Raw genomic sequence first — 26,960 nt, 5'->3', positions numbered from 1 at the left:
TCACCGTGATGCCACGGGCCCTGCCTGTCAGGGCTTCCGCGCTCCCGGCCAGGAGACGACGACGCGCGTGTGCGCTTTCTCGACGATGCGTCCCCTGGGGAGTTCACTGGTCGGCCGTATCGCGGGAAACACCTCGATACGCGCGCCGGAACCGCCCCGCAGATCGCGGTCCCATTGCCGCAGCAGCTCGACGTACTCGTCGGCCACCGCGTCCGCCTCGGGGCCGTGGGCATAGACCCCGGTCTCGAATTCGTCGGTGCCCTCGATCGGACGTTTCGTGCGGTAGGCAAAACTGCTGCCCCGGAGCAACGTCGGAACCCCGCGCAACGCGGCACGTGTCACGAGCCCACGTTCGACCGCGTCTTGCCGTGCCGCGAGCAACCCGAACACCGGGGCTTGCGTGGCGATCCAGAAATCCAACTCGTCGACCTGGTCGAACCGCACACCGGACCAGTGCTGCACCCACTGCCCGTACAACGCCTGCCGCAGGCCACTCACGTCGAGCAGCTGCTCTTCCTCGGCCCGCAGCGCGACCTCGGACCCCTCAAGCGGGATCAGCCGTTCCTCGCGGGCGCTGGCACCCCGCATCGGAACGAACCCGCACAGCCGGTAACCCGTGCTGACCAGGTGGTCTCCGTCGTGGACGAACACCACCGATCGAGTCAGGCTCCGCATCCGCAGTGGGACCACGATGCGCCCATATGGGGCCAGCTGCTCGATCCAGGCCGGGGGGATGTCCCACGCACCGGCAGTGACGATGATCCGGTCCCACGGCGCCCCCGGCGCGTACCCGTGCTCGGCATCGCCGCACACCACACGGACCCGCTCGTAACCGGCGGCATGCAAACAGCCACGCGCACGCTCGACGATGTCGCCATCGATATCGACCGAGACCACATGGCCGGTCTCGCCCACGAGTTCGGCGATCAGAGCGGCGTTGTAGCCACCACTGCCGACTTCCAGCACCCGCATTCCCGGTTGGAGCTGAGCCTGTTCCAGCATCGTCACCTGAATGTGGGTGGCCGACAGCGAACTGATCGCCAGTCCCTGTTCGTCCCGTTTGGTCACCACAGCCTGGTTCGCCGCGTACACATCTTCCAGCGACTCGCCCGGCGCGAACAGGTGCCGCGGCACCGTTCGCAGCGCTTCCGCGACCGCCTCACTGCGGAGGTCACCCCAGTCCTGCAACTGGCGCACCATCGCCTCACGGAGGCCCTCAGCCTGGTCCCTTTGTGTAGTCACATGATCACTCTCCCAGCATTGTGTGAGCACGAGCCCGTCGGAGGCCGAGGAGTCCACGACGGAACCTCCGTGTCTGTGGTGTCAGGACAGACCACCAATTGGAGAGTTATGATGCTCCAGTGATTTCCGACACACCATGAAATGATGCTGGAATTATTTTGATCAGTCTAGACGTCCGATCGGGTAATCCTCGTTGACACCGTGATCGCAGCCTGCGGGTGTGGCGGTGCAACGACCCCGTTGAGGAGCGACAGGTGGCACGCAAAACGATCAGGGCGCGTCGGCTCGGCAAGCAGATCCGGAAGCTGCGTGAGCGGTCCGGTTTCAACCAGGAGCAACTGTGCGCGGCGATCAACACCGGGCAGGAAGACCGAGCCACGGTGAGCCAAGGACAGCTGTCCAAGATCGAGGCAGGGGCCGCGCGCCTGGACACCACGCAGCTCGAACGGATCCTGGCCGCGGTCCGGGCGGGCGAGGAGATCACCACACGCTTGGAAACACTGCGGGCCCGCGCCGAAGAACCGGGCTGGTGGTCCGAATACAGTCCCTACATTCACGAGACACTGGAACTGACCGTGGAACTCGGTGAGGACGCACGGACCATCCGCACCTATGACACCAGCGTGATCCAGGGACTGCTGCAAACCGAGGACTACGCCCGAACGATCATTGAATCCAGTCGTGCCTGGGTTCGTCCCACCGACGTCGACATGCTCGTCGAACTACGGATGCGACGACAGAAACGCCTGGCCGAGCATGACTTCGGCGGACTCACCGCTGTGATCACCGAGGCTTCCCTGCGCCACCAAGTGGGCAGCCGCGCGGTCATGCGCGCCCAGTTGGAGAAGCTGTGCCAGATCACGGAAGAGGGAACCGCCGCCGTGCACGTTCTACCCTACGAACAGGGACCGTGGCCGGGACTCGGTGGATTCCTGATCTACTCGTTCCCGGACGAACAGGACTCGGAGGTGGTGCAAGTCGACGGAGACCTCGGCGCCGGCATCTACGAAGACCGTGAGCCCATCTCCGCGTTGACGTACACGTTCAACGCGGCCCTGGCCACGGCTCTCCCCGCCCGGGAGAGTCTGACCCTGTACCGCACCGTGATGAAGGAACTGGACACATGAGCAACAATCCGTACCACGACATTCCCGACGAGGTGTACGAACAACTCGTGCACACCGAGCACGCCGCACCAGCCGCCAGCACCGGCAACGGCGCCTGCATCACCGTAGCCGCTGCCGGCGGCTATATCTCGGTCCAGGACAGCAAACTCGACGACAACGACCGGCACGCACGGACCCAGATCTACACCCCGGCCGAGCTCGCCGCGTTCGTCGCCGACGCCAAGGCAGGACGCTACGACCACCTGATCTGATCGCGCCAACAACAGCTAAACCGGATGTGCCCCGGCTTACCACGGAAGCCGGGGCACATCCCATATAGTGCCCCATATCTCGATGTCGGCATGGCGAGGCATCGGGTGATGTGCTGGCGCAGAGACTCCGAGAGGATGACCAAGGCAACCGAGGTGCGGCGGCAGTACTCGCGGGAGAAAGAACGTCCGTGGCGCGAGTGGGGGCGCGCCGCCATCCGCGTGGCCCCGGAGCTGTTCCCGCACTGTGGTGACCTCTCCCTGCGCCCCTGTGAGGAACACAACGCATGACCCCCTGTCCACCACTGCACCCCGGGTTATTCCCCTACATGCCGCCCTACCCGCCGGACGTGAACTGCGCCGACGTGACCGGCCCCATCCGGGGCACCGGGTCAGATCCCCACAGCCTCGACTGCGTCACCTGCGAATAACCACCACTCCCTGGGGATACCCGACGGTGCCCCAGGACCACCGAACGGTGGGGAAGAGTGGTTACGACGTGTCGAGCAGCACGCGGAGTTTGCCGAACAAGAACTCACCACCTCCCCACTCGGGGCCGTTCCCACCTCTGCCGGGCAGCACTTCAGGGAGAGACAGGCCATTCCCAGCCTGTGCCATCTTTCAGCCAGCTCGGCGCGAGCACCAGGGTTCCTGCTGGTTCTTTGCGATTTCGTGGTCTGGAGGTGGGGTGGTGTTCGCCTGAGGCAGTGCCGGTGCCGATGGTGGTGTTCTCGGAGCCTGCTTCAGCAGGCGGTGTGGTCGGATCGGTGTCGTAGCCGGGCACGGGCACAGTCGTCTGGCCGGGCAGTTGCTGGCGGTCGACTTCGGCCAGCCGGTCGATCTCACCACGGCTGTGTACCCGGTCGGGCGATGTCGGTTCGGGCTCGCGGCGCAGCCCTTTCAACGGCTGTGCCTGCTTGGACAGCCACCCCTCGTTTCGGTTACTCCTCGGATGGGGTGCCGTAATTCGGGCCGTAGAGGATTTCCACCAAGGCGGGAGGGTTCGTCAACGGGGGGTCGTGGACGAGCACATCGCAGGGCAAGGCTTCTCGCAGGTGCCGTAGCGCCGCCCACAGCACCTCACCGTGAACTCCTGCTTCGGCCGCCAAGGCGTCGAATTCGGCCTGGTTGGTGATGGTGTTGACGCAAAAGACATCGCCTGGTTTGTCGTCGCTGGATGTTCCCAGGAGCTGTGCTCTGCTGGCCAGCAGTAGCAGCACGAGTTTGGCGGTGGGCCACCCCACGTCGACGGTGCGTGCGTACTCCAGGGCGACGTTGTCCAACGGAGGAAGTGCCGAGGCCTCCTCGGTGTATCCATGTGGTGGGGTTGGGTCGGGCTCGGCGATGGGTGCTGGGAGGTGGTCTGCCAACGTGCCAGCCTGCGCGGTCATAGGGTCGAGTTCTAGCAAGGCGTAGAACACGGTGCGGGTCATAGCCGACAGGGGGCATTTTGCGGGGGAGTCGAAGACGCGCGTGAAATACGAGGGATCATCGCTGGCTCGTTGCACGTCTTCTTCGAATTTGTTGACAGCGTAGGTGGTCATGTTCGTTTTCGGCGCGCGCAGATGGCTGTGTGCGGAGGCGGCCGCGGTTTTCACCGCGGCCCACGCCAGGCAGTACACCCCGCCGGGGGGGCGTACCCGTAGGGCGCGTGTGATGACTTCGTCGAGACGGGACAGGTGGTTCTCGGAGACCTCGGGCAGGTTCCGAAACTTGAGCTGGTCGTGGAAGTAGCGGCGCACTTCTTCGGCCAGCAGCGTCTCGGCTGTTCGGATCAGCTCGTGTTGTCGGGACTCGGTCATCCCCGCGGGATCCAGCCGCTGGGCCAAGTGATCGTCAAGGCGGTTGACGGCGTCGTCGGCGTCAGCGCCGTAGGGCACGTGCCAACTGATCAGGGTCGGGATGTACCGGTCACCAAACTGCGGTGATTCGAGACGGTCGAGGTCGCCGCCGACGGCGTCGTAGGCCTGGCTAAACGTTGACTGCCACACGAACGCGTCGGTACGGGTACTCGGAGCAGGAGTGATCATCCCCGCTCCACGTGCGTCGTTGAGCAAAGAACTGGTCTGATCCTCCGTGGGATGGAATGGAAAGTCGATGACCCAGGTACGCACCGGTGGAATCGGGCTGATCGACGGCGCGAACCGCAGCATGGTCAGCGTCACGAGCTCGGTCACCACACCGGCGGTGGGCAACGCCGCCTCAGGGTGGAACCGAGTCGCGTAGGTGGTCTCGACGAGCTCACGCTGCTGGCGCGACCAGGCCTGACGTGCCTGCTCATAGTCCTGTTTGTGCTGCTGCTGGCGGAGACGTTCCTGCCGTTTCGCCTCCTTGCGCTCGTCCGGGTTGATCAGCTGGGAGATTCGGTGCTGTAGCTGCGCATCGCAGTCCACGCAGGTGATTCCGTCGCCAGCCAGCACCGATACCAGACTGGTCCGAGAGGCCAACTGTAGCGTGTTGCCGCAGCCCGAACACGTCACCCCAGGGATTTCGGCGCGCACGGCGGCGGCCGCGATCACGTTCGCTGCCCCGTAGCCTTTCGTGTCGATCTTTTTGACCGGCACTTTCCACTGCGGCCGACAGTGCTCATCGAACCCGTTCAACGCCCAGTATTCCCACCCGATGTCGATCAGTGTGGTCGAGACACCCTCGCGGGCGGTCACCACCGGCGTGTAGTCACCGTTGTGCTCCATCCTCCTCTTTTAGCACGCAACGAAATCGGGAGATCATCCCGAGTGACGTTCTGGCGGGGTCAGTCGAGAGTGGCTAGGCCGTGTTCGATGAGGGCTCCGAGCTGGCTGGTGGTCGAGTTGTGCAGGGCGTTACGGCTGTAGTTGTAGCGCTGGGTGGTGGCATCCAGGTGGCCGAGCAGGTCTCGCACGTGGTGCAGGGCGGTGCCGGCGTCGAGCGGACGGGTGGCCACGGAGTGGACCAACCCAGCTACGACTACGAGAGCGACATGCGCTTCGACCGCACCACCCCCGGGAGGGTGTACCGGCGTGACGACGCCCCCTGGCGGGGGTGGCCGAGCACATCGGGAACGCTCACCAGAACCCCTCGAAGACGGTTCCCTCCCGGGAGACGGTCCCGCCCGGGCGAGCGCGAACGTCTCCGGACTTCCCCCTCATCGTGCTGATCCAGGTCCTGTCCCGTCGTGCCACCTCGTTTCAGCCGGACACGCTCCTGGCGGAAGGAGCGGTTCCCTGTCTCCTTCCGAGCAGCACCGGCCTGTTGTCGGTGTCCTGACCGCGCAGGGACACGCTGTTGGCGAACTCCACCTCCACCGTCCCGCCCCGGAAACGGAGGGTCACGGTGTCCGCGTGCGGCGTCCCGAGGAAACGCCAGATCATCCGCAGCGTGTCCGGCTCCGGCCAGGCCGCCGAACCCGCGATCCGGTTCCACCGGACAGGGCGATAGATGGCGTGATCGGTGGAGTAGGACAGCAACACCGGAAGCGCCGACAGGCTGCTGCGCGACTCCACCCAGTGCCCCACGCCGCAGAGCACGGAGTGACGTCCCCGCTCGTTGTCCACCACCACCGAGCACCGACGTCGGTCGATGTCGAGGGTGATCGCCTCGACACCGAGCTCGTTGTCCGCGAACACGTAGCGACCGGACCGCTCGGTGGGGGTGACCGGAGCCCCCTCGACCACGGGATGCCGCAGCCCGTCCAGTTCCTCGTCCAACCGCCGCCCCGGCATGGAGGGCGCGGAGTCCATGGCGGGCAACAACCGATCCCAGGCCAGGTCGAGCACCGTCCCGTGACGCTGGGCCGTGGTGGCGAGCACGGCGTCCTGCTCGGGCATGACCACGGAGCACTGGTCCAACGCCCCGTGCGCGCGGTAGGTGTTGTGCCTGCCGCGCCAGAACAGGTATCCGTAGCCCACCGACTCGTCCGGCGCGCGCCCCGGGGTGTCGACCTGCTTGGCCGTGGCCCGCTCGGCCCAGGAACGGGGCAACACCCGACGTCCGTTCCAGACGCCTCCTCGCAGGTAGAGCTGCCCCAGCTTGGCGATGTCGGCGGTGGTCAGCGCGAGACCGCTGCTGACCACGTTGGCTCCGTCGGAGAACTCTTCCCAGAAGCCGACCCGGATGCCGAGTGGTTCGAACAGCCGGGGGCGCAGATACTCCCGCAGGTTCCGCCCGGTCACCCGATGCAGCATCGTTCCCAGTGGGAACAGGGCTCCACTGCTGTAGGCGAAACGCGTTCCGGGCGCGTGGTCGATCGGGACCTCCAGCACGGCCCGGGTCCACTCGGTGCTCGGTGCCGAGCGGGACAGCCGCAGACTCCGCAGCGGGTCCCGGCGGTGTCCGGTGGTCATCGTCAACAGGTGTCTGGTCCGCAACCGTCTCAGGTGCGCGGAGGGGTTCCTGCCCACCAGGTCCCCCACCACGTCGATCACCCGGTCGTCGAGGCGGATCAGTCCCTCCGCGAGGGCGAAACCGACGGCGGTGGCCACCACACTCTTGGTCAACGAGTAGGTCAACTGCGCCACGTCGGGGACGTAAGGGTGCCACCATCCCTCGGCGACCACCCGGCCCCCGCGCAACAGCATGAAACTGTTCCCGGCGAACCCCGCATCCTCCAGCCCCCGGACGAAGTCCAGCACCCCCTCCGGGTCGACCCCGACCCGCTCCGGATCCACCCGGGACAGGCCGTCCCGCGAACGTGGCTGTCCCTCCGCCGTCGGTACTCCGCCCGCCGTCACCGCGGTGATCCCGGTTCCGAGCCGCACCAGGAAGCCACGACGTGTGAACGCACTCATGCCCCCATTCGACCCCCGGAACCGGTCCACACACGATCGGCCACGCCCGGCGCCTCCGCCGAAGGGGGAACACACCCCACCTTCGGATGTCGTTTCCGGCGATGCTGGTGAACTTCGACGACCTGATTCCCGGGCCCGGACAGCACGGAAGACGCGGGGGACTCACCGCACCCGGGTGCGTTCCCCGGCGATGGCGGCGCTGAGCGGGGTGTCGGGGAACGAACGCACACCCCGTTTGAGCTCGGCGAAACCGGGCCGGTAGGCCAGGGTCGTCACCGCGTCCCAGAGCCGCAGCGCCTCCTGCCCCTCCGGGGGCGTGTCGATGACCGGCCCGAAGAAGGCGGGCCCGTCCGGCGGGGCGAACGACAGGATCGGGGTGCCCACCCCGCCGCCCGCACGCTCCACCGCCGCGTTCGTCTCCTGCCGGATCACCTCGTCGTACTCGCTGTTGACGGCCGCCTCCGCCAACCCGGTGTCCAGTCCGAGCCGGGACAGCACCGCCCCCAGATCCCGCCGCCGGGCGGTCTCGGCCAGCACCGCCTCGAACGTGGCCTGGCGGGGAGCGGGCACGTCCCAGACCGCCTGCCCCAGTTCCCGGTAGAGATCACCGACGATCTCCGGTCCGTAGAGCCGTTCGGCGGCCACCACGAGCCGCAGCATCTCCAACCCGCGCTGGTGGGCCTGGGGGTAGTCGGCGGGTTTGTCCGCGTAGCCGATCCCCTCGTTGAGCACGCGCAGCGACAGCGGACGCCAGTCGACCTCGACGGAACGTAGCGAGACCACCTCCCGCACCCACTGGGAGGTCACCCAACAGAACGGGCAGACCGGATCGAAGTGGAACTCCACCTGCTCGACAGCCATACGACGTCTTCCCCCAGCACGCTCCGTGTTCAGCCCACCAGCCCCGCTTCCGGCGGCACGGCTCCATGGCAACACCGCGGTGCGACCCCCGCCAGCCGTGGACGGTCTCCGCTCCTCCGGCGTGCGGACCCACCGGGACAGTGGTGTGCTGGTTCCACGCTTTGTCCCACCGTCCCGGGAGGTCCGATGCCGGACGAAACGGTCGACGCCGTCGTGGTGGGTATGGGTCCCGGCGGCGAGTACGTGGCCGGGCAGCTGGCAGCGGCGGGCCTGGACGTGCTCGGTGTGGACCACCGCCTGCTCGGCGGGGAGTGCCCCTACTTCGCCTGTATCCCCACCAAGATGATGCTGCGGGGATCGGGGGTCCTCGCCGAGGCCCGCCGTGTCCCCGAGCTCGCGGGCACGAGCCGGGTGTGGCCGGACTGGACGCCGGTGGCGGACCGCATCAGCGACGAGGCCACCAGCGGGTGGGACGACCGGGAGGCCGTGTCGCGGTTCGAGGCCACCGGGGGGCGGTTCCTCCGGGGGACCGGCCGCGTCACCGCACCGGGCGAAGTCACCGTGACCACCTCCGAGGGTGAACACGTCGTCCGCGCACGCCGGGCGATCGTGCTCAACCCCGGCACCGAGCCGAAGGTCCCCCCGGTGGAGGGGTTGGCGGACACCCCGTTCTGGACCAACCGGGAGGCCGTGCGGACCCGCCGGCTTCCCACCTCGATCGCGGTGCTCGGAGGTGGGCCGGTGGGCGTGGAGTTCGCCCAGGTACTGGCACGGTTCGGCACGGAGACCACCGTGATCGAGTCCGGCCCCCGACTGCTCTCCCACTATGAGCCCGAGGCGGCCTCGCTGCTCACCGAACTGTTCGCCGACGAGGGAATCACGGTGCGCACCGAGGACCCGGCGAGCGGGGTCCGTCACGACGGAAGCCGGTTCACCGTGGAGCTGGCCTCGGGCGAGCGGCTGTCCGTCGAACGGCTGTTGGTGGCCACCGGACGTCGCACGGACCTGAGGGCCCTGGGTGTGGGAGCACTCGGCCTCGACGAGGACGCCGACACCGTGGAGGTCGACGAACGTATGCGTGCCGCCGACGGGGTCTGGGCCGTCGGCGACGTCACCGGGCACGGGGCGTTCACCCACGTCTCGGTGTACCAGGCGCGTATCGCGGCGGACGACATCCTCGGTCGGGACCCGGTCCCGGCCGACTACCGGGCCTCTCCCGCCGTCGTCTTCACCGACCCCGAGGTCGCCGCCGTGGGACTGACCGAAGCCGAGGCGCGGGAGCGGGGGCTGCCCGTGCGCACCGGAACGACGGAGATCCCCTCCTCGACCCGGGGATGGATCCACGGTCCGGGAAACGCCGGTCTGATCAAGGTGGTGGTCGACACCGAACGCGACATCCCGGTGGGAGCCACCGTGGTGGCCCCGTCGGGCGGGGAGGTCCTGGGGGCGTTGGCCGTGGCGGTACAGACCCAGGTGCACATGGCCCAACTGCGCCGGATGATCCTGGCCTTCCCCACCTTCCACCGGGCCCTCGAATCCGCGCTGGACGATGTGGACGGATAGCTTCCCGACGCCCCGGGTTCCGTCGGCCCGAGGGGTGAACACGGCCGCTTCCTCACCGGGAACCGCGCAGCAGGCGCTCGCGCACCAGGGTGACGTGTTCGCGCTGCGGCGCACCGGTGCGGTGGGCCAGAAAACCCGTGTTCACCGGGGGATCGACGGGCTCCAGCAAGGGGACCAGCTCGCCGGAGCCGAGTTCGGCGACGCACAGGTACCGGGGCAACACGGTGACTCCGGCCCCGGCGACCACGGCCGCGCGCACACCACGCAGGTCCGGAACCACCACCGCCGCCCGCGTGGTCAATCGCCGGTGGAACACGTGCCGCCAGTACCGGCGGAGGATGGGCAGGTCCTCGGCGTAGGTGACCAGGGGCGCTTCCTCCACCACCCCGGGGTCCTCCGGGGTGAGCGGCCCCAGGCGTTCCGCCCAGTGTGGGGAGGCCACGAGCACGAACTCCTCGTCCAGGAGGGGGGCGGCGGTGACGGTGCGCCCGCGTGGCCGCACGGAGGAGACCACCAGGTCGAAGCGTCCGTCCCGCAGCCCGTCGAGCAGTTCGTCGGCCAGGCCGGTGGTGATCCGCAGTCGCACTCCCCGCTCGACGAGATCGCCCAGCGCCGGCAGCGCACTCACGCACAGGAACTCGGCCGGGCCCGCCAGGTGCACCGGCTCGGCGGGCACCCGCCCGCTTTCCCTGCCCCGCTCGGCCACGGCGGTCAACGTGTCCAGTGGGCCCGCCACCTCGGCGGCCAGCTCGTCGGCCACCGTGGTGGGGACCACCCCCTTGGGCACCCGCTCGAACAGCTGACGCCCCAGACGTCGCTCCAGAGTGCGCACCTGGGCGGTCACGGTGGGCTGGGACAGCCCCAGCAGGCGGGCCGCGGCGGTGAACGCCCCGGAGCGGTACACGACGAGAAAGGTACGCAGCAGCCCCAGGTCCGGGGGAGCACCGGTGTTCCCCGGGCCGACGTCCCCGGCAGAGCCATCATCTTTTCTATGGACCATAGCGGAAACCCTATTGGCCGAATAATGGGAATGCGGCCTACGGTCGAGACCGTGCCCCCCGAACGGCCCAGGCCACCGAGCCCGGGCCCTACAGAGAGCTTCGAGAACGAGGAGAGTGGGAACATGGCCAGGATCCTGTTCGTGATGACCGGCGCCGACCACTGGACGCTGGCTGACGGGACACAGCACCCCACCGGCTACTGGGCCGAGGAGTTCGCCGCCCCGTACCGCGTGTTCACCGAGGCGGGACACCGGGTGGTCGTGGCCACTCCCGGTGGTGTTCTCCCGCCGGTCGACCGGTCCAGTCTGGCCCCGGAGGCCAACGGCGGCCAGGAGAAAGCCGAGCGGGTCGCCGCCACCCTGGAGTCCGCGGCCGAACTGCGCCAGCCGGTGCGGCTGGAGGACGTGCGACCGGAGGACTACGACGCCGTGTTCTACCCGGGGGGTCACGGCCCCATGGAGGACCTGGCCGTCAACGGGGACTCCGCCCGGCTGCTGACCGACACCCTGGAGTCGGGCAAGCCGTTGGGGGTGGTCTGCCACGCCCCGGCGGCCCTGCTGGCCACCGAGAGCGGGAACGGGAGCAGTCCGTTCGCCGGGTACCGCCTCACCGGGTTCACCAACGCGGAGGAGAAACAGGCCGGGCTGGCCGACAAGGCCGCGTGGCTGCTCCAGGACAGGCTGGTGGCTCTCGGAACCGAGTTCTCCGAGGGACAACCGTGGGAACCCAACGTGGTCGTCGACCGCAACCTGCACACCGGCCAGAACCCGGCCTCCTCCGAGCCGCTGGCCGAACGGATGCTCGCCACGCTGGCGTGAGTCACGGGCGGACCCCGGCGGCTGACGCCGGGGTTCCGCCCGGCACACCGGCGCGGAGAACGTGTCCGGTCACCCCCGTTCGGAAAGGACCGAGATGCGCATCACCATCGCGGGTGGACACGGGAAGATCGCGTTGCGGCTGACCCGCCTGCTCCACGAGCGGGGAGCGGAGGTGTTCGGGCTGGTCAGGAAACCCGAGCACGTCCCCGAGGTGGAGGCCGCCGGGGCACACCCCCTCGAAGTCGACCTGGAACACACCGGCCGGGACGAAATCACCCGGTCGCTGCGGGGCACCGACGCGCTCGTGTTCGCGGCGGGCTCGGGTCCCGGAAGCGGCGTCGAACGCAAGTACACCGTGGACCGGGACGGGTCGGTGCTGCTGGCCTCGGCCGCCGAGGAGGCCGGAGTGCCGCGTTTCGTGCAGGTCTCCACGATGGGCGCCGGACGGTCCCCGGACCCGGACGCCGGAGAGGTCTGGCAGGCCTACATCGACGCCAAGACGAGCGCCGAACAGGACCTGCGCTCCCGGAACCTGGACTGGACCGTCCTGCGTCCCGGCGCGCTCACCGAGGATCCGGGACGCGGTCTGGTCACACTGTCCTCCCCACCCGTGACACCGGGGCGGGTTCCACGTCAGGACGTGGCCGCCGTGTTGGCCGAGTTGCTCACCACACGGCGGGGAGGTGGCCGGACGCTCGAACTGACCGAGGGGAACACGCCGATCGCGGAGGCGGTCGCCGCCCTGGGCGCTCCCACCGGTTAGGTGTAGTCGGTGAGATCCCCCCGTAGGATCCGCCCGGAACGCGGACGACGCCGACGGGGAGGGGACAGTGATGCGGGCCGTTGTGTTCGACGAGTTCGGGGCCAGCCCCGAAGTACGCACCGTCCCCGACCCGGATGTTCCCCCCGACGGGGTGGTCGTGGAGGTCGAGGCCACCGGGCTGTGCCGCAGTGACTGGCACACCTGGCAGGGCCACGAGTCCGAGGTCACCCTGCCGCACGTGGCCGGGCACGAGCTGGCCGGACGCCTCGTGGAGGTGGGGTCGCGGGTGCGCGGCTGGCACCCCGGGCAGCGAGTCACCGTCCCGTTCGTGTGTGCCTGCGGCACGTGCCACCAGTGCGCCACGGGGAATCAGCAGGTCTGTGCGCACCAGTTCCAGCCGGGAGTCACCCACTGGGGTTCCTTCGCCGAGCGGCTCGCCGTGCGGCGGGCCGAAACGAACCTGGTGGCCCTGCCCGACGAGCTCACCTCCACCTCGGCCGCCGCTCTCGGCTGCCGGTTCGCCACCGCCTTCCGCGCCGTCCTGCGGCAGGGGGAGGTTCGGGCCGGCCAGTGGGTCGCGGTGCACGGCTGCGGAGGAGCGGGGCTCTCGGCGGTGGTGATCGCCGTCGCCGCGGGGGCCCGGGTGGTGGCCGTCGACCTCTCCGAACAAGCACTGCGCCTGGCCTCCGAACTGGGTGCGGAACACACGGTCGACGGACGCGGAAGCCACGACACCGCCGAGCGGGTCCGGGAACTCACCGGCGGAGGCGCTCACGTCTCACTGGACTGCGTGGGACATCCCGACAGCTGCGTCACTTCGGTCTCCGTCCTGCGCACCCACGGCACCCACGTGCAGCTCGGGCTGATGCCTCCCCAACAGGGCCCGGCTCCCGTTCCGATGCATCTGGTGATCGCGCGGGAACTACGGCTGCTCGGCAGCCACGGCCTGCAGGCCCACGAGTATCCGAAGATGATGCGGCTGCTCACCGGCTCCCGGATCGACCTCGACCGCCTGGTCGGCCGCCGGATCGGACTGGACGATGTTCCGAGGGAACTGGCCGCGATGAACAAACCGAGCTCCCGACAAGCCGGGATCACCGTCGCCGAGCTCGGCTGAACGGCACTCTTCCGCCCGGTGGAGCACGCGTGTCTGCGCCACGGCCCGACCGCGCCTAGGCTCGGCCCATGGCACAGTACTTCGAGGTGCACCCGCGCAATCCGCAGCGACGGGCTCTCAACCAGGCCGCCGAGATCCTCCGACAGGACGGCCTGGTGGTCTATCCCACCGACTCCTGTTTCGCCCTCGGCTGCAGGGTGGGGAACAAGGACGGGCTGGAGCGCATCCGCGCCATCCGCCATCTCGACCAGCACCACCACTTCACCCTGGTGTGCCGGAACTTCTCCGAGCTCGGACAGCTCGTCACCGTCAACAACACGATCTTCCGCGCGGTCAAGGCGGCCACACCGGGCAGCTACACGTTCATCCTGCCCGCCACCAAGGAGGTTCCCCGCAGGCTGCTGCATCCCAGGAAGAAAACCGTCGGAGTGCGCATCCCCGACCACGTCACCGCCCAGGCGCTGCTGGACACACTGGACGAGCCCCTGCTGTCGAGCACCCTGCTGCTGCCCGACCAGCGGGAGCCGATGGATGACGGCTGGGACATCAAACAACGCCTCGACCGCAGCGTGGACGCCGTGATCGACTCCGGCGACTGCGGCACCGAGCCCACCACCGTGGTGGACTTCTCCGGCGACGAGCCCGAGATCGTCCGCTACGGGGCGGGCGACCCCTCCCTGTTCGAGTAGTTCCGCCGTCGACGTGCTGCCGCCACGCACTCGTTCTGGCAGGCTCGTCGCCGTGCTCGGTTGGACAGTCGCGGGTGGAACGGTCCTGGCGGTGTGGCTGTGGCTGCTGGTGCTGCACGGCGGGTTCTGGCGCACCGACCAACGGCTCCCCGTGCGGGGGACGCCCGCGAGCCGACCGTCCCTGGCGATCGTGGTTCCCGCGCGGCGGGAGGCCGGGGTGCTGCCGCGGACCCTGCCCGCTCTGCTCCGGCAGGAGTGTCCCGGCCCCACCCGGGTGATCCTGGTGGACGACGCCAGCGACGACGGCACCGGAGCCCTCGCCGAGTCCCTGGCCTCCACCTCCGGAGCGGTACTGCCGTTGACGGTGACCTCCCCCGGAGCACCTCCCGAGGGGTGGACCGGCAAGACCTGGGCCATGGCCCACGGCCTCGCGCGGGCGGCAGAGGTGGACTACGTGCTGTTCACCGACGCCGACATCGTCCACGCCCCCGGTTCGGTGCGTGATCTCGTGGCCGCCGCGGAAGGCGGCTACGACCTGGTCTCGCAGATGGCTCGGCTGCGCACCGACAGCCGTTGGGAACGGCTGCTCGTTCCCGCGTTCGTGTACTTCTTCGCCCTGCTGTTCCCCTTCCGCCGGGTCAACGATCCCGCCGCCCGCACGGCGGCGGCCGCCGGCGGTTGTGTGCTGGTGCGCCACGGCGCCCTGGCCCGGGCCGGTGGGGTGGAGGCCGTGCGGGGGGCCGTGATCGACGACGTGGCCCTGGCACGCGCGGTCAAACGAGCGGGTGGGCGGATCTGGCTCGGGCTGGCCGAGAAGGTCCGCAGTGTTCGTTCCTACCCGAGGCTGGGGGATCTGTGGCACATGATCAGTCGCACCGCCTACACCCAGCTGCGGTACTCACCGGCGCTGCTGGGGGCGACCGTGGTCGGGCTCGTGGTGGTGTTCCTCGGCCCCGTGGTGGTCACCTCGGCCGGACTCGCGCTCGGAGCTCTCCTTCCCTCCCTGCTGGGAGCAGGCTGCTGGCTGATCATGGCCGGCACGTTCGTCCCGATGCTGCGGTACCACGGGCGACCGGGCGTGGCGGCCTTCCTGCTCCCCGCGACGGCCGTGTTGTACACGCTGATGACCCTCGACTCGGCCCGCAGGCACCGCTGCGGACGGGGAGCGAGTTGGAAGGGACGCAGCTATCCCGCCTCGCGGACCGTCGAATGAGGGCGGGCACCGCACCTCATCAGGCCTCGCGCACGACCCCGGCCAGTTCGGCGATCTCGGTGGGTCCCACTCGGCAGCACCCGCCCACCACACGTGCGCCTTCAGCGACCCACCGCCGGGCACGCTCGGCGGAGTAGCTGTCGGGGCCGATCCAGTCCTGCCGCGTCGGGTCCCAGCCTTCGCCGCTGTTCGGGTAGGCGATCACCGGTTTGCCCGTGGCCGCGCGTGCGGCCTCCACGGCGGCGGGCACCTCCTCCGGGTGACAGCAGTTCACGCCGACAGCGAGGATCTCGGGAACACCCGCGGCGACCGCGAAGGCCTCGGACATCGGCTGCCCGGCCCGGGTGCGCCCGTGCTCGACGGTGTAGGACAGCCACGCCGGAAACCCTGTTGTCGCCACCAGTTCCACCAGCGCACGTCCCTCGTCCAGGTCCGGAACGGTCTCCAGCGCCAACAGGTCCGCGCCGGACTCGGCCAGCGCCTCCAGACGCGGACGGTGCCAGTCCCGCAGTTCCCGGACGTTCAGGCCGTAACGACCCCGGTACTCCGACCCGTCGGCCAGGAACGCCCCGTACGGTCCGACCGAGGCCGCCACCCAGCGCCTCCGCCCGTCCCCGGAGACCTCGGCACGCGCGGTCTCGGCAGCTTCCACACCGCGCCGCAGCAGCCGCAGGGTCTGTTTCCTGTCGAGCCCGCGGGCCGCGAAGCCCTCGAAGGAGGCCTGGTAGGTGGCCGTGGTGGCGATCACGGCTCCGGCGCGGAAGAAGGCCCGGTGCGCCGCCACGATCTCCTCCGGGGCGTCGGCCAGCAGCCGCGCCGACCACAACGCGTCCGAGAGGTCGTGCCCACGCGCCTCGAGTTCGGTGGCCAGGCCCCCGTCGGTGACCAGTACCTGCTCCGCGGAGTCGAGAAAGTCCACTCGCCCACTCTAGGCGGACCGAGTGGGTGTTCGTGAAGTCGTGGTGAGAGTTGGTTTCGGTGTGCACTGAAAACACGGTGGATTTCGACCGAAAGAAACCCCCGGTTCCGTTCGGAAACGGAACGCGACGGCCTCGGCCACGACGCGGACCACGGAACGGTAGGCTTTCCGCCCACGACGGCACCCACGGGTGGAAACCGGCCCGGAACGACTTCGTCCGACACGAAGGCTCAGTGGCCACCCGAGGTGGCTCGCCACGCGGCGAGTTCCCGCACGCGCGGCCGGTGGCCCGGGCGGGTTTCCGACCACGATCCCCGAGCAAGGAGCGAACATGACGGTCTTGCTGGCCGGATGCGGCGACCTCGGCACGGAAACCGGACTGCGTTTCGCGGAAGCCGGTCACCGGGTGGTCGGCCTCCGCCGCTCGGCCGAGCGCCTTCCCGGGGCGATCACCGGGCACTCGGTGGACCTCACCCACCAGCGACCGCCGGTGCCCGAGGACACCGGGGTCGTCGTCATCGTGCTCACTGCGGACCGACGGAACGCGGAGGGATACCGACGCACCTATCTGGACGGAACCCGGAACGTGCTCGACGCACTCGACCGGAGCGGGAGCAGTCCCAGGATCCTGTTCGTGTCCTCCACCGCCGTGTACGGCAACGCCACCGGCTGGCTCGACGAACGCAGCCCCGCCGAGCCGGCCTCGGAGACCGGGCGGGTGCTGTTGGAGGCCGAACACGCGGTGCGCGAACGACGTCCGGACGCGGTCGTCCTGCGACTCGCCGGACTATACGGGCCCGGCCGGACCTCGCTGATCGACCAGGCCCGCACGGGGGAGGTCCCGAACTCCCCCGCCCCGCGCTACACCAACCGCATCCACCGCGACGACGCCGCCGCGGCCATCGTGCACCTGACCACCGACGTCCCGAACCCGGAACCGGTCTATCTGGGAGTCGACGACTGCCCGGTCGAACGGACCGAGGTACTCCGGTTCCTCGCCGAACAGACCGGCGGCCCTCCACCGGCGGCGGACCACCCGGTCACCGGGGACAAGCGGTTCCGCAACGACCGGCTCCGCTCCACCGGATTCCGGTTCGCCCACCCCACCTACCGGGAGGGTTACCGGGCGATACTGGCCGGGCGGGGACGACGCCATCCCTGACCCCGGGCCACCGCCGCCAGGAAGCGCTCACCGGCCGCGAAACGCCTGTCGTCCCACCACCTCCCTTCCGGATCGCTTCGACGCCATCCCGCCGGAAGAAGGTGCGAAGGAACCGGAAGAGAGCTGGGAAAACGCTGGGAGCCTCAAGACCCGCGAAGGTCGCGAACGAACGCGGCGGACGGCGGCCACCGAGGGCGACACACGGTCTCGGGGTACCCCCAGAGAACCCCGAGACCGCCCCACGTCGCGACCACCACGTCATCCACCGGGAGGATCCCGGATGTGGGCCGAATCCAGGAAAACACAGTCGAGCCCACCACGACAGTCGTGACGGGTTGACAAACCCGGTCAACCATCTCTCCAGCGAACCCCATTCGTGCTCGGCACGAATCCCCTGCGGGAAGCTCCCTGCCGAACACCGCGCCGCCGAACCTAGGATTCTCCGTGTGACGAGGGTGAACAACGGGGTGGCGCGGCTGGGACACCGGCTGCGCCGTGAACGGGAACTGTGGGCACTCCGGCGGAGGCTGCGTCGGGAGCTGGACAACCTGCGACTGCACGGTCCCACCGACATGGCCACGGTCGCCGCCCGGCTCGCCGAACGGCGTGGCAGGCCGCTGCGGCTGATTCCCATGGCTCTGGACCCGCGGGGGCCTTCCGGGCTGTGGATAGCCACGGGAAAGGCCGACTACGTGTGCTACCAGCAGCACACCACCCTGGCTCACCAGGAGCACATCATCGCCCACGAGATCGGGCACATGCTGGCCACGCACCATCCCGAGACGGGCCACAACGAGCTGCTCGGGCAGCTGCTTCCGGATCTTCCGCCCGAGCTGATCGCGCGACTGCTGCCGCGGGAACACCACGACGACGCCCGGGAACGTGAGGCCGAGGACATCGCCACCCTGCTGCTGGAGCGGGCCGAGGTGGCCAAGTCCCTGCGCACCCCGGCCCGCTCCCACCGTGCGGCACACGCCCAGGCGGCGCTCGAAGGCGACCCCGGCTGGGTGTGAACGGATATGGAACCGGTCTCGCGCACCACGGCCACGATCGCACTGCTGGTCCTGTCGTGCGGCCGGCTGCTGCGGCTGCGCCGCACGCCGACAGACCCAGCCCTGCTCGGTCTGAACGCGTCCCTGCTGCTGTTCCTGCTGATCGAACCCGCACCGTGGGGCACGCACACGACGCTGGTGCACGCCTTGGCGGGCGGGTCCTCGGCAGCGACGGTGCTGGCCACACACGGAGTCCGTGTCGCGGCCGTCGCCTCGCTGCTGTTGTTCTTCCACTACAGTGCCCATCCCCTCCCCGAGGCACACCGACGGGCGCGTGGTGAGCTGCTCGGCGCGGCCGTCGTCGTGCTCGCCCTGGTGCTGCTGACGACACTGCCGCAGATCTCGGCCGAGGTGGGGCCACCGGGGTTCCACCTGATCTCGGGGGGTTACACGGCGGTGATGACGCTGCGGGCCGGTTCCTGGTCAGCCCGCTACGCTCGCGAGGTGGCCGACCGGATGCGGCCGGGGCCCCGGGTGGGTGCCTTCGGGCTGTGGCTGTACGGCCTGGCCGTCTGCGCGGAGGCGGGTGCGGCGTTCCTGGGGAACACGGGCCGAATGCCGACCACCGTGGACACGACGGTGCGGACGGCGCTACACACCGGACGGGCCCTGTTCCTGCTCGGACTGCTGTACCCGGTGTGGTTGGCCCGCGTCGACGCCATGCGGTTGTGGGCACGGCACTGGAGGCAGTACCGGCTGCTCACACCCTTGTGGGTGAGGTTGCACGAGGTCCTTCCTCCGACGGTCGGACACCGCGAGCGACGGTGGCGGCGCTGGGTACCGTGGCGGGTGCACCGCCGTCACTGGCGGCGAACCGTCGAGATCCGCGACGCGCTGCTGCGTCTCGGACCGCAGTTGGCCGATCTGGGGATCACCGTCGACACCCCGCTGGCTGAGCAGGCCACCGCCGTGAACACCGCGCTGCGCCGCGAACGCCAGGGCGTGGTTCCCACCAGCGGCGAGGCCGTGCCGGTGGCCGTCAGTGACACCGAGGACGCCCTGGTGCGGCTGGCGCGGGCGATGGAGGATCAGGACCATCGCGACACCACCCCCCTACCACGGAGGTCCCGGGAGCGCTGAGCTGCCGGCGGCACCGGTTCCGGGATCCCGTCCCGGTCGTGTCCTCACCCCTCTCCGGAGTTCGCCTCGTTCTCCAGCGCCGCCAGTCGCTCGACCAGTTCGCAGACCAACCGACGGTTGTGCGGGGACAGCTCACCCGAACGGGCGGCGATGTGGACCACATCCGCCTCACCGAGCCGTATGGCGGTGTCCATCTGTCGTGCGTAGCGCAGCGCGCGCTCGTCCTCGGCGACGAGGAAGTCCACCGGGACGGAGAAGAACTCGGCCAACGCCTTGACGATCCGCATGGAGGGGTCGGTCTTGTTCCCCGCCCGCAGTTCGTACAGATAGGAACGTCCCACACCCGTGCCCGTGACGACTTCGTCCCAGGTGTAGCGCCCTCCTCCCGGTTTGGGGAGGGTGCGCCGCAGAAAGGAGATCCGCTCTCCCAGCGGGAACCCCTCCGCGTTCTCTTCGTCGTCCATAGCTCGTCCCGTGTCCGCCACAGTGGACAGTATTCCCGAACCGTTCGCCCCAGTTGACACGAAAACCCGGTGCGGCGTACTTTTCGCCTCGCCGGTGTCCACTGTAGCGAACATCGGCGAACGGGGACAGACCGAACGAGGCGTCTCTCGGCGTCCCACGTACCCCTCAGTCCGTCCAGTCGGAACCGGAAGGATCGCGCTGTAGCCGCATGGCCCTTTTCGCGGAAACCCTGAGGTACTGGCGCTGCTACCGCAGGCTCTCACAACGCCAGCTCGCCGCACGGGCGCACTGTCACGTGTCGTTGGTCTCGCACCTGGAGCGGGGGCGCAAACGCCCCACCCCCGAGACCGCGGCCCGTTTCGACGAGGTGCTCGGGGCGGAGGGCGCGCTGGCCGAGCTCGCTCCCACCCCGACCACGGAGGTCGTTGCCGACCAACTGCCGCCGGTGACCGAACTCCTGGGGCGGGAGGACGAGATCCGCAGGATGGACCGGATCACCCGTCAGTCGCACGTCCTGCTCACCGGACCCGCCGGTATCGGAAAGACCGCGCTCGCGGTGCACTGGGCCCGGCGATGTCGGCGACGCTTCGCCGACGGAATCCTCTACCGTGATCTCGCCGCCGAACCGGATCCCTCGACGGTGCTCGCCGAACTGCTGGAGGACCTGGGACACAGTGCCCCTCCGACGGGCCGGCACGCCCGCACGCGGCTGCTGCGCAGCCTGCTGGCCCGGCGCCGAGTGCTGCTCGTGCTGGACGACGCCTCGGACGCGGAACAGGTCCACTCGTTGCTGCCCGGCACGGCCGGCAGCCGGGTGCTGGTCACCAGCCGCCACTTCCTGAGCGAACTCACCCTCTCCGGAGCGGCCGAGCGCCTGGCTCTCGGAGGGCTCTCCCCCGAACACGGGGTACGGTTACTGACCAGACACCTCGCTCCCACCGCACCGGCGGGAACCGCCGAGCTCACCCGACTGGCCGTGCGCGCGGCCGGTCATCCGCGTCGGCTGCGGGCACTGGCCGAGAGTCCCCGGCAACGGCCCCCACACGCCGCCGTGTCGGCGGGATCACTCCGGGGGACGTCTCCCCCACTCCATCCGTGACCAGGGGTGGGCCAGTCCGTCCACGGTGTCCACCTCGTGGGGGGCCAGACCCCGCACGTCGCGTGCCCGCCGGTGGTGGGCGAACACGGACTCGGCGTAACGGTGGCCGGTGTCGGCGGCCACGAACAGCACGGTTCCCTCCCCGTCCAGGGAGTCCTCCCAGTTCGCCGCGAGATAGGCCGCTCCGCTGGACAACCCCGCGAACACCGCGTGCGAGCGGAGCAGTTCGACGCTTCCCGCCAGGGCGGCCTCGAAGGAGACCCAGTGGATCGTGTCGTAGAGGGTGTGGTCCACGTTGTCGAAGGGGATGGAGCTGCCGATCCCGGCTATGATGATGTCGGGATCGGACACGTGGTGGCCGCCGAAGGTGACACTGCCGAAGGGCTGAACCCCCACAAGCCGCACCCCCTCCGAGTGCCGCCGGAGTTCGCTCGCCAGCGCCCCGGTGGAGGCTCCGGAGCCCACCCCGCCCACCACGGTCAGCCCTGCGGTGCCGACCTCCTCGGCGATGCGTTCGGCGACGCCGCGGTATCCGAGATAGTGGATGCCGTCGTGGTACTGCCGCATCCAGTGGTACTCGGGATGCTCGCGCAGGATCTCCTCGATGCGCCGTACCCGGCGGTTCTGGTCGAGTTCCAGACTGCCCGAGGGGGGCATCCGCTCCAGCTCCGCACCGAGGATCTCCAGTTGCAGCCGCAGGGTCTCGTCCACGGTGGTCGATCCGACGATACGACAACGCAACCCGAAACGGTGACAGGCCAGCGCCAGGGCGTACGCGTATATCCCGCTGGAACTGTCGATCACGGTGTCACCGGGACTGATCCGGCCCTGGTCGAGCAGACGACGTACCGCCTCCAGCGCCGAAACGACCTTCATCGTCTCGAAACGGAGGCATACCACCCTGTCCGTGAGCCGTATCAGGCACGGACGGCTGATCGCGTCGGCGATGTGGGTGTCCATACCGGTTGTCCTCCCCTCGGCACGGGATAGGTTCTGAACAGGCGGGAGAACGGGATCCCGTGGCGGTCCAGGGCCCGTACGCACTCCCGCAGCCGGGTCCGCACCCCGGCACTGTCCGGATCGAAGAGCAGGCCGGCCACGTTGCCGCTGTGCGCCACCTGGACCCCGACCGCACCGACCCGCCCCGCGATGCGTTCCAGGCTCTCCAGCTCGGGCTTGGGCAGGACCCGTTGGTTGTGCCGGGCGCTTTCGGTGCTGACCCGACCGAGCAGCTCCACGTCGGACTCGGCCACCGCACGCCGCAACAACCCGCGCAGCCGCTGGAACAACCGCACGTCCTCCTCCCGCTGCCCGCCGGGGGGCAGCCGCAGGGTGTCCACCGTGTCTCCGCCCCCGGTGAGGCAGCCGACCACCACCATCCGGGGCAGACCGCGTCCGAAGTGTTCGAGTACCCGCCCCTCCCGTTGCGCGAACAACAGGGCGGAGTCCTCCAGCATCAGCGGATCCGAGGCCCCCTCGGCGCGCACGGCGATCGCGGCGATGGTGTGCCAGGGCAGCGAAACCCCGAAACCCGCGGCCACCGCACGCACCACGGCGATGACGTCGCTGGTCGAGGAACCCATCCCCACCCCGAGCGGAACGGTGCTGGCCAGTCTGACCAGCCCCCCGCACGGAGCGCTCCGGGCGCGACGCGCGCACTCCGCGCAGGCCAGCACGGCGGCCTCGGCGGCTTTGGTCTTGGTGTCGGGTTCCACCCTCAGCGACTCCGGGGACGTGCCGGGTTCGGGCAGGAACTCGGCGTTCACACCGGGGCCGGACACCGGCAACGTGACCAGCCCACGGCACAGTCGTCTCTCGGAGTCACGGAAGACTCCCTGCAGGAGCTCGCCGTGGTGGCAGGAGGAGTACCCGAACGTCCTGGTGGGCAGCACCGAACCGCTCATACGACCCCGCTTCCCGCGCGATAGCGGTACACCACCGTGGGATCGGCGCTGAACTGTGAGAACGGGAAGGGTTCGGCCAGCAGGGCGGTCACCCCGTCGCCGAGGAAGGCCCGGGCCGTGTGGCTTGCCGTCTGGGCGTAGACCACCAGGGGCAGCCCTCGTTGTCGACAGTGGTCGAGGATCACGTCGAACGTCCCGTTGCCCAGGGTCATGCCGGTGGCGATCACGGCCTCCGCCTCGGGCAGCACCTCGGAGAGGTGGTCGGCCACCGGATCGCCCCACCGGGTCCGCTCCAGGTTGAAGTCACAGAGCACACACTTTCCGCCTCGTTCCCGCACGGCGGCCACCAGCGGGTCGACCACCCCGATCAGCGCGACGTTCGTGCCGGGGGTGATGTCGAGCGAGCCGACGATGGCCGCGTCCCTGGCCTCGGCACGGGTCTCCGGGGTTCCGGAGGGCAGCACGAGACGTTCGGTTCCCGGGGCCGAGCCGTGCGCCTCCACCGACCCGAGGTAGGCGTCCAGCGCGGCGGCCCGCACCGGCGGCGGCGCGTGCCGCAGCAACCGCTCCACCGTGGCTCCCGACCACTGTTCGCAGACTCGGGGGTCCAGCTCGTTCTCCTCGAAGGCGCAGGCCCCGAAGACCCGCCCCACCCGGACGAGCACGTAGCGGGTGCGGTAGGTCACCGTGCCCCCGGACAGCCGGGTGCCGTGGTGGACCCAGAACACACTGGTGGCGCACAGCGCGTCGGGGGACGGACCCCGGCTCCCGGACAGCACACCGTCCACGAGGTCCTCGACACTCCGTGCTTCGTTGGTCGTTCTCATCGCGAGGTCTCGGCTTTCTTCCCGTTCTTGGCGGGCTCGGGTCGGTCTCCGGCTTCGAGCCCGTGGTGGACAACGCGTCCTTCGGGGCCTTCAGCGCCCGATCGAACGCAGGTACTCGGCGAGTTTCTCGGCGGCCGCCACGTTGCGGGGGCCGCTCACGGCGCTGCCGTAGTCGAGGACGTGGAAGCGGTCGTTCCGCACCGCCGGCGTGGAGGACAACGGGGGGAAGGACCGGAGGAAGCGGATCTTCTCCTCGACGGGTCTGTCGCCGTAGTCGACCACCGCGATCACCTCGGGGTCGGCCTCGACCACCCGCTCCCACCCCACGGTGGTCCAGCGCTGCTTCGTTCCGGACAGGATGTTGCGCCCGCCGGCCAGGGAGACGATCGCCTCGGGGGCGGCCTGCCCACCGGAGGTGAACGGTTCGTCCGTGCCCGAGTCGTAGACGAACACCCGCGCCGGATCCCCCTCGGGGTGCTGCTCGCGCAGGGCCTCGGCACGTTCCTTCAGGTCGTGCACCAGTCGCTCGGCGCGCTGCTGGACGCGGAAGATCCTTCCGAGGTCGAGCAGGTCGGTGTACAGCGCCTCCAACGGGGGAACCCGCACCGGGTCGGGACCGTAGTCGAAACAGCTCTCGGTGTGCTGGTAACTGCGGATTCCCAGCCGCTCCAGCTTCTCCGGGGTGATTCCCCTGCCCTCGCTGAAACCGGAGTTCCAGCCGGCCAGCACCCAGTCGGCCTCGGCGGCCAGCACCACTTCGAGGCTGAGCACGTCGGTGCTGAGCGTCTCGACCCTCTCGTAGTCCCGCCGCCAGGGGGAACGGGCCACCGAGGGATCGGCGGTGCTGGGCATGACGATCCCACGCATCCGGTCGGCCAGTCCGAGGGCGAACATCTTCTCGGTGCTGCTCATGTCGTAGGCCACCGGGCGTTGCGGCACCGGGTATTCGATCCGCTGCCCGCAGTTCCGCACGGTGACCGTGTCCCCCGCCCGCGCGGGGGATCCTGTCTCGGCCCCGCAGGCGGTCACGAGCAGGCACAGGACCAGCCCGGACGCGAGCGCGGCGGTGTTTCCGTTCACGAGTCGTTCCCTTCCGTGTTCTCCGCGTCGAGTGCGTAGTGCAGCTGGGGGACGCCGGTTCTGGGGTGCGGCACGACGTCGGGGGTCACCCCGAAAACCCGCCGGACGGTCTCGGGGGTGAGCACCTCGGCGGGGGTTCCCGTGCTGGTCACCGAGCCGTCGCCGAACACGGCGATCCGGTCGCAGCACAGCGCTGCCAGGTTGAGGTCGTGCAGTGCCACGAGCACCGTGAGGCCGCACTCGCGCAGGTACCTCAGCAGCGAGATCCGGTGTCGCACGTCCAGGTGGTTGGTCGGTTCGTCGAGCACGAGCACGTTGGGTTGTTGGACCAGCGCCCGGGCGATCATCACGCGCTGTCGTTGTCCCCCGGACAGCGAGAGCAGGCCGCGCCCGGCGAGATCGGCGATGTCGGTGCGCAGCATCGCGGCGCGGCACAACGACTCCACGGACTCCGCGGTGTCCCGGGAGCGCGCGGGATGGGGGAAACGTCCCATCGCCACCGTCTCGGCCACGGTGAAGTCGAGACCGACCTCGTTGCCCTGGGTGACCGCCGCCACCGTGCGGGCACTCTCCCCGGGGGAGAGCTCCTCCAACCTCGTGTTCCCGAGCCACACCGTTCCCGAGCTCGGGCGGATCGCCCGGTAGACGCAGCGCAGCGCGGTCGACTTGCCGCTGCCGTTCGGTCCGACCAGGCCGAGAACCTCCCCGCCGCGGGCGTGGAGGGTGAGGTCCCGCACCAGGGTGGCTCCCGCGTGGTGGACGGAGACCCCGTCGAGCGTCACGTGCATGTCAGTGCCCTCCGAACAGGTAACCGCTCCGGCGCAGCAGGACGACGAACACCGGGACTCCGAGCAGGGCGGTGGCCACTCCCAGCGGCAGCTCCCGGGGTGCGAACAGGGTTCGGGAGAGCAGATCCACCCAGACCAGCAGGATCGCCCCGGCCAACGGGGCCACGGTCAGTACCCGCCGATGGCCGGGGCCGACCAGCAGGCGCGCGAGGTGGGGCATGACCAGCCCGACGAATCCGACGGCGCCGCTGACGGCCACCAGCACCCCCGTGGTCAGCGCGGTCAGCAGGAAGAGGTTCCGGCGCAACGCGGTGGCCTCCACTCCGAGGCTGGCGGCCGTCTCGTCCCCCAGGGACAACACGTCCAGCCGGGAACCGCCGCGCCGCAGCACGAACACGGTCAGCACGACCACCGCCGTGGCCGGTGGCAGGGCGCCCCAGGTGGCGCCGCCCAGACTGCCCATCAGCCAGAAGAGCACCGAGCGGGCGGTCTCGCCGAAGGGGGAGAAGAACACGATCAGGCTCATCAGAGCCTGGAACGCGTAGGCCAGCGCCACCCCCACCAGCACCAGGCGCAGCGGGGTGAGTCCCGCGCTGGTTCGCGCCGCCAGATAGACCAGGGCGGAGGCCCCCAGCGCCGTCAGGAAGGACGCCGTGGACAGGGCGTAGACCCCCAATCCGGCGAACAGCCCCAGCGAGGACACGGCGCTGGCCCCCACCGAGGCTCCGGAGGAGACGCCCAGGATGAAGGGATCGGCCAGCGGATTGCGGACCAGCGCCTGCACGGCGACGCCGACGACGCTCAGTCCCGCTCCCACCACGGCGGCGAGCAGTACTCGCGGGCTGCGCACCCGCCAGACGATCGAGTAGCCGGTCATCTCGTCGGGGGCGAGTTCACCCCCGGTCAGCGCGGCCCCGAGGTAACGGACGGTGTCCTCGAGCGGAACGACCGTGGGACCGAGGGCGACCCCGACGAACAGGGAGACCAGCAGCACCGGGACCAGGACCAGGACGACCGGAAGCAGTTCCGGCCGCGCCCCCACCTCGGTCGACGTCGAACGGGGTCTGGAGCGAAGCACGCGCCGTCCTCCTCGTGGCTCACCGCACCGGATGAACGCGGGTTCTTCCGGTCACGTCGTGTCATCGACGTGCATATTAATAATGAAAATCATTTTCG

Annotated in this window: 28 protein-coding genes; 13 read left to right on the top strand and 15 right to left on the bottom strand. The window is 69.5% G+C overall.

What is annotated here, in order from left to right; translation table 11 throughout:
• Nucleotides 1-27: 27 nt before the first annotated feature.
• Nucleotides 28-1,242 (bottom strand): methyltransferase, FxLD system, encoded by a 1,215-nt coding sequence (gene fxlM, locus ACTMO_RS0107210; protein WP_026448963.1) that lies wholly within the window; start codon nucleotides 1,240-1,242, stop codon nucleotides 28-30.
• 254 nt (nucleotides 1,243-1,496) lie between these two features.
• Between fxlM and ACTMO_RS0107205 the strand changes: the two genes are divergently transcribed.
• From ACTMO_RS0107205 to ACTMO_RS22880, 3 genes are all read left to right on the top strand, one after another.
• Entirely contained in the window at nucleotides 1,497-2,369 is an 873-nt protein-coding gene (locus tag ACTMO_RS0107205; RefSeq protein ID WP_019854003.1) for a helix-turn-helix domain-containing protein, read from the top strand.
• A complete protein-coding gene (locus ACTMO_RS20615; protein ID WP_019854002.1) occupies nucleotides 2,366-2,620 on the top strand; it encodes a DUF397 domain-containing protein in 255 nt (84 codons plus the stop codon). The genes ACTMO_RS0107205 and ACTMO_RS20615 overlap by 4 nt, the downstream gene beginning before the upstream one ends.
• 135 nt (nucleotides 2,621-2,755) lie before the next feature.
• Nucleotides 2,756-2,908 carry a hypothetical protein gene (locus ACTMO_RS22880; protein WP_019854001.1) on the top strand — a complete coding sequence of 51 codons (153 nt, stop codon included), beginning with the start codon at nucleotides 2,756-2,758 and terminating at the stop codon, nucleotides 2,906-2,908.
• 292 nt (nucleotides 2,909-3,200) lie between these two features.
• Here the strand turns inward: ACTMO_RS22880 and ACTMO_RS22875 are convergent, their stop codons facing one another.
• The 5 genes from ACTMO_RS22875 to ACTMO_RS0107170 all read right to left on the bottom strand — a co-directional run bounded on the left by ACTMO_RS22875 (nucleotide 3,201) and on the right by ACTMO_RS0107170 (nucleotide 8,244).
• Nucleotides 3,201-3,521, bottom strand: a complete 321-nt coding sequence (locus ACTMO_RS22875) for a hypothetical protein (RefSeq protein ID WP_157062829.1) — start codon at nucleotides 3,519-3,521, stop codon at nucleotides 3,201-3,203.
• Between the two features lie 37 nt (nucleotides 3,522-3,558).
• Nucleotides 3,559-5,310: a hypothetical protein gene (locus ACTMO_RS21940; RefSeq protein WP_019853999.1), complete on the bottom strand. Its 1,752-nt coding sequence runs from the start codon at nucleotides 5,308-5,310 to the stop codon at nucleotides 3,559-3,561.
• A gap of 59 nt (nucleotides 5,311-5,369) precedes the next feature.
• Nucleotides 5,370-5,540 carry a hypothetical protein gene (locus ACTMO_RS0107180; protein WP_157062828.1) on the bottom strand — a complete coding sequence of 57 codons (171 nt, stop codon included), beginning with the start codon at nucleotides 5,538-5,540 and terminating at the stop codon, nucleotides 5,370-5,372.
• 244 nt (nucleotides 5,541-5,784) lie between these two features.
• On the bottom strand, nucleotides 5,785-7,383 hold the full coding sequence (locus tag ACTMO_RS0107175) for a serine hydrolase domain-containing protein (RefSeq protein ID WP_019853997.1): 1,599 nt from the start codon (nucleotides 7,381-7,383) through the stop codon (nucleotides 5,785-5,787).
• A 162-nt stretch (nucleotides 7,384-7,545) separates the two neighbouring features.
• Nucleotides 7,546-8,244 carry a mycothiol-dependent nitroreductase Rv2466c family protein gene (locus ACTMO_RS0107170; RefSeq protein ID WP_019853996.1) on the bottom strand — a complete coding sequence of 233 codons (699 nt, stop codon included), beginning with the start codon at nucleotides 8,242-8,244 and terminating at the stop codon, nucleotides 7,546-7,548.
• Nucleotides 8,245-8,430: 186 nt separating this feature from the next.
• Between ACTMO_RS0107170 and ACTMO_RS0107165 the strand changes: the two genes are divergently transcribed.
• Nucleotides 8,431-9,807, top strand: coding sequence for a dihydrolipoyl dehydrogenase family protein (locus tag ACTMO_RS0107165; protein WP_019853995.1), 1,377 nt, complete (start codon nucleotides 8,431-8,433; stop codon nucleotides 9,805-9,807).
• A gap of 52 nt (nucleotides 9,808-9,859) precedes the next feature.
• Here ACTMO_RS0107165 and ACTMO_RS0107160 read toward each other — a convergent pair whose 3' ends face one another.
• Complete coding sequence (locus ACTMO_RS0107160) at nucleotides 9,860-10,807, bottom strand: LysR family transcriptional regulator (protein WP_084792091.1); 948 nt, start codon at nucleotides 10,805-10,807, stop codon at nucleotides 9,860-9,862.
• Nucleotides 10,808-10,930: 123 nt separating this feature from the next.
• Here ACTMO_RS0107160 and ACTMO_RS0107155 point away from each other — a divergent pair, with 123 nt between their 5' ends.
• From ACTMO_RS0107155 to ACTMO_RS0107135, 5 genes are all read left to right on the top strand, one after another.
• Nucleotides 10,931-11,626, top strand: coding sequence for a type 1 glutamine amidotransferase domain-containing protein (locus tag ACTMO_RS0107155; protein ID WP_019853993.1), 696 nt, complete (start codon nucleotides 10,931-10,933; stop codon nucleotides 11,624-11,626).
• Between the two features lie 94 nt (nucleotides 11,627-11,720).
• Nucleotides 11,721-12,389, top strand: coding sequence for an SDR family oxidoreductase (locus ACTMO_RS0107150; protein WP_026448961.1), 669 nt, complete (start codon nucleotides 11,721-11,723; stop codon nucleotides 12,387-12,389).
• Between the two features lie 70 nt (nucleotides 12,390-12,459).
• A complete protein-coding gene (locus ACTMO_RS0107145; RefSeq protein ID WP_019853991.1) occupies nucleotides 12,460-13,506 on the top strand; it encodes a zinc-dependent alcohol dehydrogenase family protein in 1,047 nt (348 codons plus the stop codon).
• A gap of 68 nt (nucleotides 13,507-13,574) precedes the next feature.
• Nucleotides 13,575-14,195, top strand: coding sequence for an L-threonylcarbamoyladenylate synthase (locus ACTMO_RS0107140; RefSeq protein ID WP_019853990.1), 621 nt, complete (start codon nucleotides 13,575-13,577; stop codon nucleotides 14,193-14,195).
• A 52-nt stretch (nucleotides 14,196-14,247) separates the two neighbouring features.
• Nucleotides 14,248-15,408, top strand: a complete 1,161-nt coding sequence (locus ACTMO_RS0107135) for a glycosyltransferase (RefSeq protein WP_026448960.1) — start codon at nucleotides 14,248-14,250, stop codon at nucleotides 15,406-15,408.
• A gap of 19 nt (nucleotides 15,409-15,427) precedes the next feature.
• Here the strand turns inward: ACTMO_RS0107135 and mmuM are convergent, their stop codons facing one another.
• Nucleotides 15,428-16,327 carry a homocysteine S-methyltransferase gene (gene mmuM / locus ACTMO_RS0107130; protein ID WP_019853988.1) on the bottom strand — a complete coding sequence of 300 codons (900 nt, stop codon included), beginning with the start codon at nucleotides 16,325-16,327 and terminating at the stop codon, nucleotides 15,428-15,430.
• A gap of 331 nt (nucleotides 16,328-16,658) precedes the next feature.
• Here mmuM and ACTMO_RS0107125 point away from each other — a divergent pair, with 331 nt between their 5' ends.
• The 3 genes from ACTMO_RS0107125 to ACTMO_RS0107115 all read left to right on the top strand — a co-directional run bounded on the left by ACTMO_RS0107125 (nucleotide 16,659) and on the right by ACTMO_RS0107115 (nucleotide 19,621).
• Nucleotides 16,659-17,489 carry an NAD-dependent epimerase/dehydratase family protein gene (locus ACTMO_RS0107125; RefSeq protein ID WP_019853987.1) on the top strand — a complete coding sequence of 277 codons (831 nt, stop codon included), beginning with the start codon at nucleotides 16,659-16,661 and terminating at the stop codon, nucleotides 17,487-17,489.
• Between the two features lie 446 nt (nucleotides 17,490-17,935).
• Nucleotides 17,936-18,502, top strand: a complete 567-nt coding sequence (locus ACTMO_RS0107120; protein WP_019853986.1) for a hypothetical protein — start codon at nucleotides 17,936-17,938, stop codon at nucleotides 18,500-18,502.
• A gap of 6 nt (nucleotides 18,503-18,508) precedes the next feature.
• Nucleotides 18,509-19,621: an MAB_1171c family putative transporter gene (locus ACTMO_RS0107115; RefSeq protein ID WP_019853985.1), complete on the top strand. Its 1,113-nt coding sequence runs from the start codon at nucleotides 18,509-18,511 to the stop codon at nucleotides 19,619-19,621.
• A 44-nt stretch (nucleotides 19,622-19,665) separates the two neighbouring features.
• Here the strand turns inward: ACTMO_RS0107115 and ACTMO_RS0107110 are convergent, their stop codons facing one another.
• On the bottom strand, nucleotides 19,666-20,085 hold the full coding sequence (locus ACTMO_RS0107110) for a helix-turn-helix domain-containing protein (RefSeq protein WP_019853984.1): 420 nt from the start codon (nucleotides 20,083-20,085) through the stop codon (nucleotides 19,666-19,668).
• A 209-nt stretch (nucleotides 20,086-20,294) separates the two neighbouring features.
• On the opposite strand from ACTMO_RS0107110, the gene ACTMO_RS21935 reads away from it, so the two are divergent.
• Nucleotides 20,295-21,185 (top strand): helix-turn-helix domain-containing protein, encoded by an 891-nt coding sequence (locus ACTMO_RS21935; protein ID WP_019853983.1) that lies wholly within the window; start codon nucleotides 20,295-20,297, stop codon nucleotides 21,183-21,185.
• Here ACTMO_RS21935 and ACTMO_RS0107100 read toward each other — a convergent pair.
• The 6 genes from ACTMO_RS0107100 to ACTMO_RS0107075 form a co-directional block, all read right to left on the bottom strand.
• Entirely contained in the window at nucleotides 21,150-22,145 is a 996-nt protein-coding gene (locus tag ACTMO_RS0107100; RefSeq protein WP_019853982.1) for a pyridoxal-phosphate dependent enzyme, read from the bottom strand. The two genes, ACTMO_RS21935 and ACTMO_RS0107100, sit on opposite strands and share 36 nt — an antisense overlap.
• Nucleotides 22,103-23,089 carry a GHMP family kinase ATP-binding protein gene (locus tag ACTMO_RS0107095; protein ID WP_019853981.1) on the bottom strand — a complete coding sequence of 329 codons (987 nt, stop codon included), beginning with the start codon at nucleotides 23,087-23,089 and terminating at the stop codon, nucleotides 22,103-22,105. The genes ACTMO_RS0107100 and ACTMO_RS0107095 overlap by 43 nt, the downstream gene beginning before the upstream one ends.
• Nucleotides 23,086-23,916, bottom strand: coding sequence for a Rossmann-like domain-containing protein (locus ACTMO_RS0107090; RefSeq protein WP_019853980.1), 831 nt, complete (start codon nucleotides 23,914-23,916; stop codon nucleotides 23,086-23,088). The genes ACTMO_RS0107095 and ACTMO_RS0107090 overlap by 4 nt, the downstream gene beginning before the upstream one ends.
• 90 nt (nucleotides 23,917-24,006) lie before the next feature.
• Nucleotides 24,007-24,996, bottom strand: coding sequence for an ABC transporter substrate-binding protein (locus ACTMO_RS0107085; protein ID WP_019853979.1), 990 nt, complete (start codon nucleotides 24,994-24,996; stop codon nucleotides 24,007-24,009).
• The gene (locus ACTMO_RS0107080) at nucleotides 24,993-25,784 is read right to left on the bottom strand and encodes an ABC transporter ATP-binding protein (RefSeq protein ID WP_019853978.1); all 792 of its coding nucleotides are present in this window, start codon (nucleotides 25,782-25,784) and stop codon (nucleotides 24,993-24,995) included. The genes ACTMO_RS0107085 and ACTMO_RS0107080 overlap by 4 nt, the downstream gene beginning before the upstream one ends.
• Before the next feature lies 1 nt (nucleotide 25,785).
• Complete coding sequence (locus tag ACTMO_RS0107075) at nucleotides 25,786-26,826, bottom strand: FecCD family ABC transporter permease (RefSeq protein ID WP_026448957.1); 1,041 nt, start codon at nucleotides 26,824-26,826, stop codon at nucleotides 25,786-25,788.
• Nucleotides 26,827-26,960 lie beyond the last annotated feature (134 nt).

The organism is Actinopolyspora mortivallis DSM 44261 (assembly GCF_000384035.1).
GTDB lineage: Bacteria > Actinomycetota > Actinomycetes > Mycobacteriales > Pseudonocardiaceae > Actinopolyspora > Actinopolyspora mortivallis.
This window is presented reverse-complemented; position numbering and strand designations above follow the sequence as displayed.

What these genes read in the sequence shown, in the direction of transcription:
- ACTMO_RS0107175 (WP_019853997.1), bottom strand. Translation starts at nt 7,383, where the DNA reads ATGAGTGCGTTCACACGTCGTGGCTTCCTGGTGCGGCTCGGAACCGGG.
- ACTMO_RS0107155 (WP_019853993.1), top strand. Translation starts at nt 10,931, where the DNA reads ATGGCCAGGATCCTGTTCGTGATGACCGGCGCCGACCACTGGACGCTG.
- ACTMO_RS21940 (WP_019853999.1), bottom strand. Translation starts at nt 5,310, where the DNA reads ATGGAGCACAACGGTGACTACACGCCGGTGGTGACCGCCCGCGAGGGT.
- ACTMO_RS0107140 (WP_019853990.1), top strand. Translation starts at nt 13,575, where the DNA reads ATGGCACAGTACTTCGAGGTGCACCCGCGCAATCCGCAGCGACGGGCT.
- ACTMO_RS0107095 (WP_019853981.1), bottom strand. Translation starts at nt 23,089, where the DNA reads ATGAGCGGTTCGGTGCTGCCCACCAGGACGTTCGGGTACTCCTCCTGC.
- ACTMO_RS0107100 (WP_019853982.1), bottom strand. Translation starts at nt 22,145, where the DNA reads ATGGACACCCACATCGCCGACGCGATCAGCCGTCCGTGCCTGATACGG.
- ACTMO_RS0107150 (WP_026448961.1), top strand. Translation starts at nt 11,721, where the DNA reads ATGCGCATCACCATCGCGGGTGGACACGGGAAGATCGCGTTGCGGCTG.
- ACTMO_RS20615 (WP_019854002.1), top strand. Translation starts at nt 2,366, where the DNA reads ATGAGCAACAATCCGTACCACGACATTCCCGACGAGGTGTACGAACAA.
- ACTMO_RS0107165 (WP_019853995.1), top strand. Translation starts at nt 8,431, where the DNA reads ATGCCGGACGAAACGGTCGACGCCGTCGTGGTGGGTATGGGTCCCGGC.
- ACTMO_RS0107170 (WP_019853996.1), bottom strand. Translation starts at nt 8,244, where the DNA reads ATGGCTGTCGAGCAGGTGGAGTTCCACTTCGATCCGGTCTGCCCGTTC.
- ACTMO_RS0107160 (WP_084792091.1), bottom strand. Translation starts at nt 10,807, where the DNA reads ATGGTCCATAGAAAAGATGATGGCTCTGCCGGGGACGTCGGCCCGGGG.
- ACTMO_RS22880 (WP_019854001.1), top strand. Translation starts at nt 2,756, where the DNA reads ATGACCAAGGCAACCGAGGTGCGGCGGCAGTACTCGCGGGAGAAAGAA.
- ACTMO_RS0107145 (WP_019853991.1), top strand. Translation starts at nt 12,460, where the DNA reads ATGCGGGCCGTTGTGTTCGACGAGTTCGGGGCCAGCCCCGAAGTACGC.
- ACTMO_RS0107110 (WP_019853984.1), bottom strand. Translation starts at nt 20,085, where the DNA reads ATGGACGACGAAGAGAACGCGGAGGGGTTCCCGCTGGGAGAGCGGATC.
- ACTMO_RS0107080 (WP_019853978.1), bottom strand. Translation starts at nt 25,784, where the DNA reads ATGCACGTGACGCTCGACGGGGTCTCCGTCCACCACGCGGGAGCCACC.
- ACTMO_RS0107125 (WP_019853987.1), top strand. Translation starts at nt 16,659, where the DNA reads ATGACGGTCTTGCTGGCCGGATGCGGCGACCTCGGCACGGAAACCGGA.
- ACTMO_RS0107090 (WP_019853980.1), bottom strand. Translation starts at nt 23,916, where the DNA reads ATGAGAACGACCAACGAAGCACGGAGTGTCGAGGACCTCGTGGACGGT.
- ACTMO_RS21935 (WP_019853983.1), top strand. Translation starts at nt 20,295, where the DNA reads ATGGCCCTTTTCGCGGAAACCCTGAGGTACTGGCGCTGCTACCGCAGG.
- ACTMO_RS0107115 (WP_019853985.1), top strand. Translation starts at nt 18,509, where the DNA reads ATGGAACCGGTCTCGCGCACCACGGCCACGATCGCACTGCTGGTCCTG.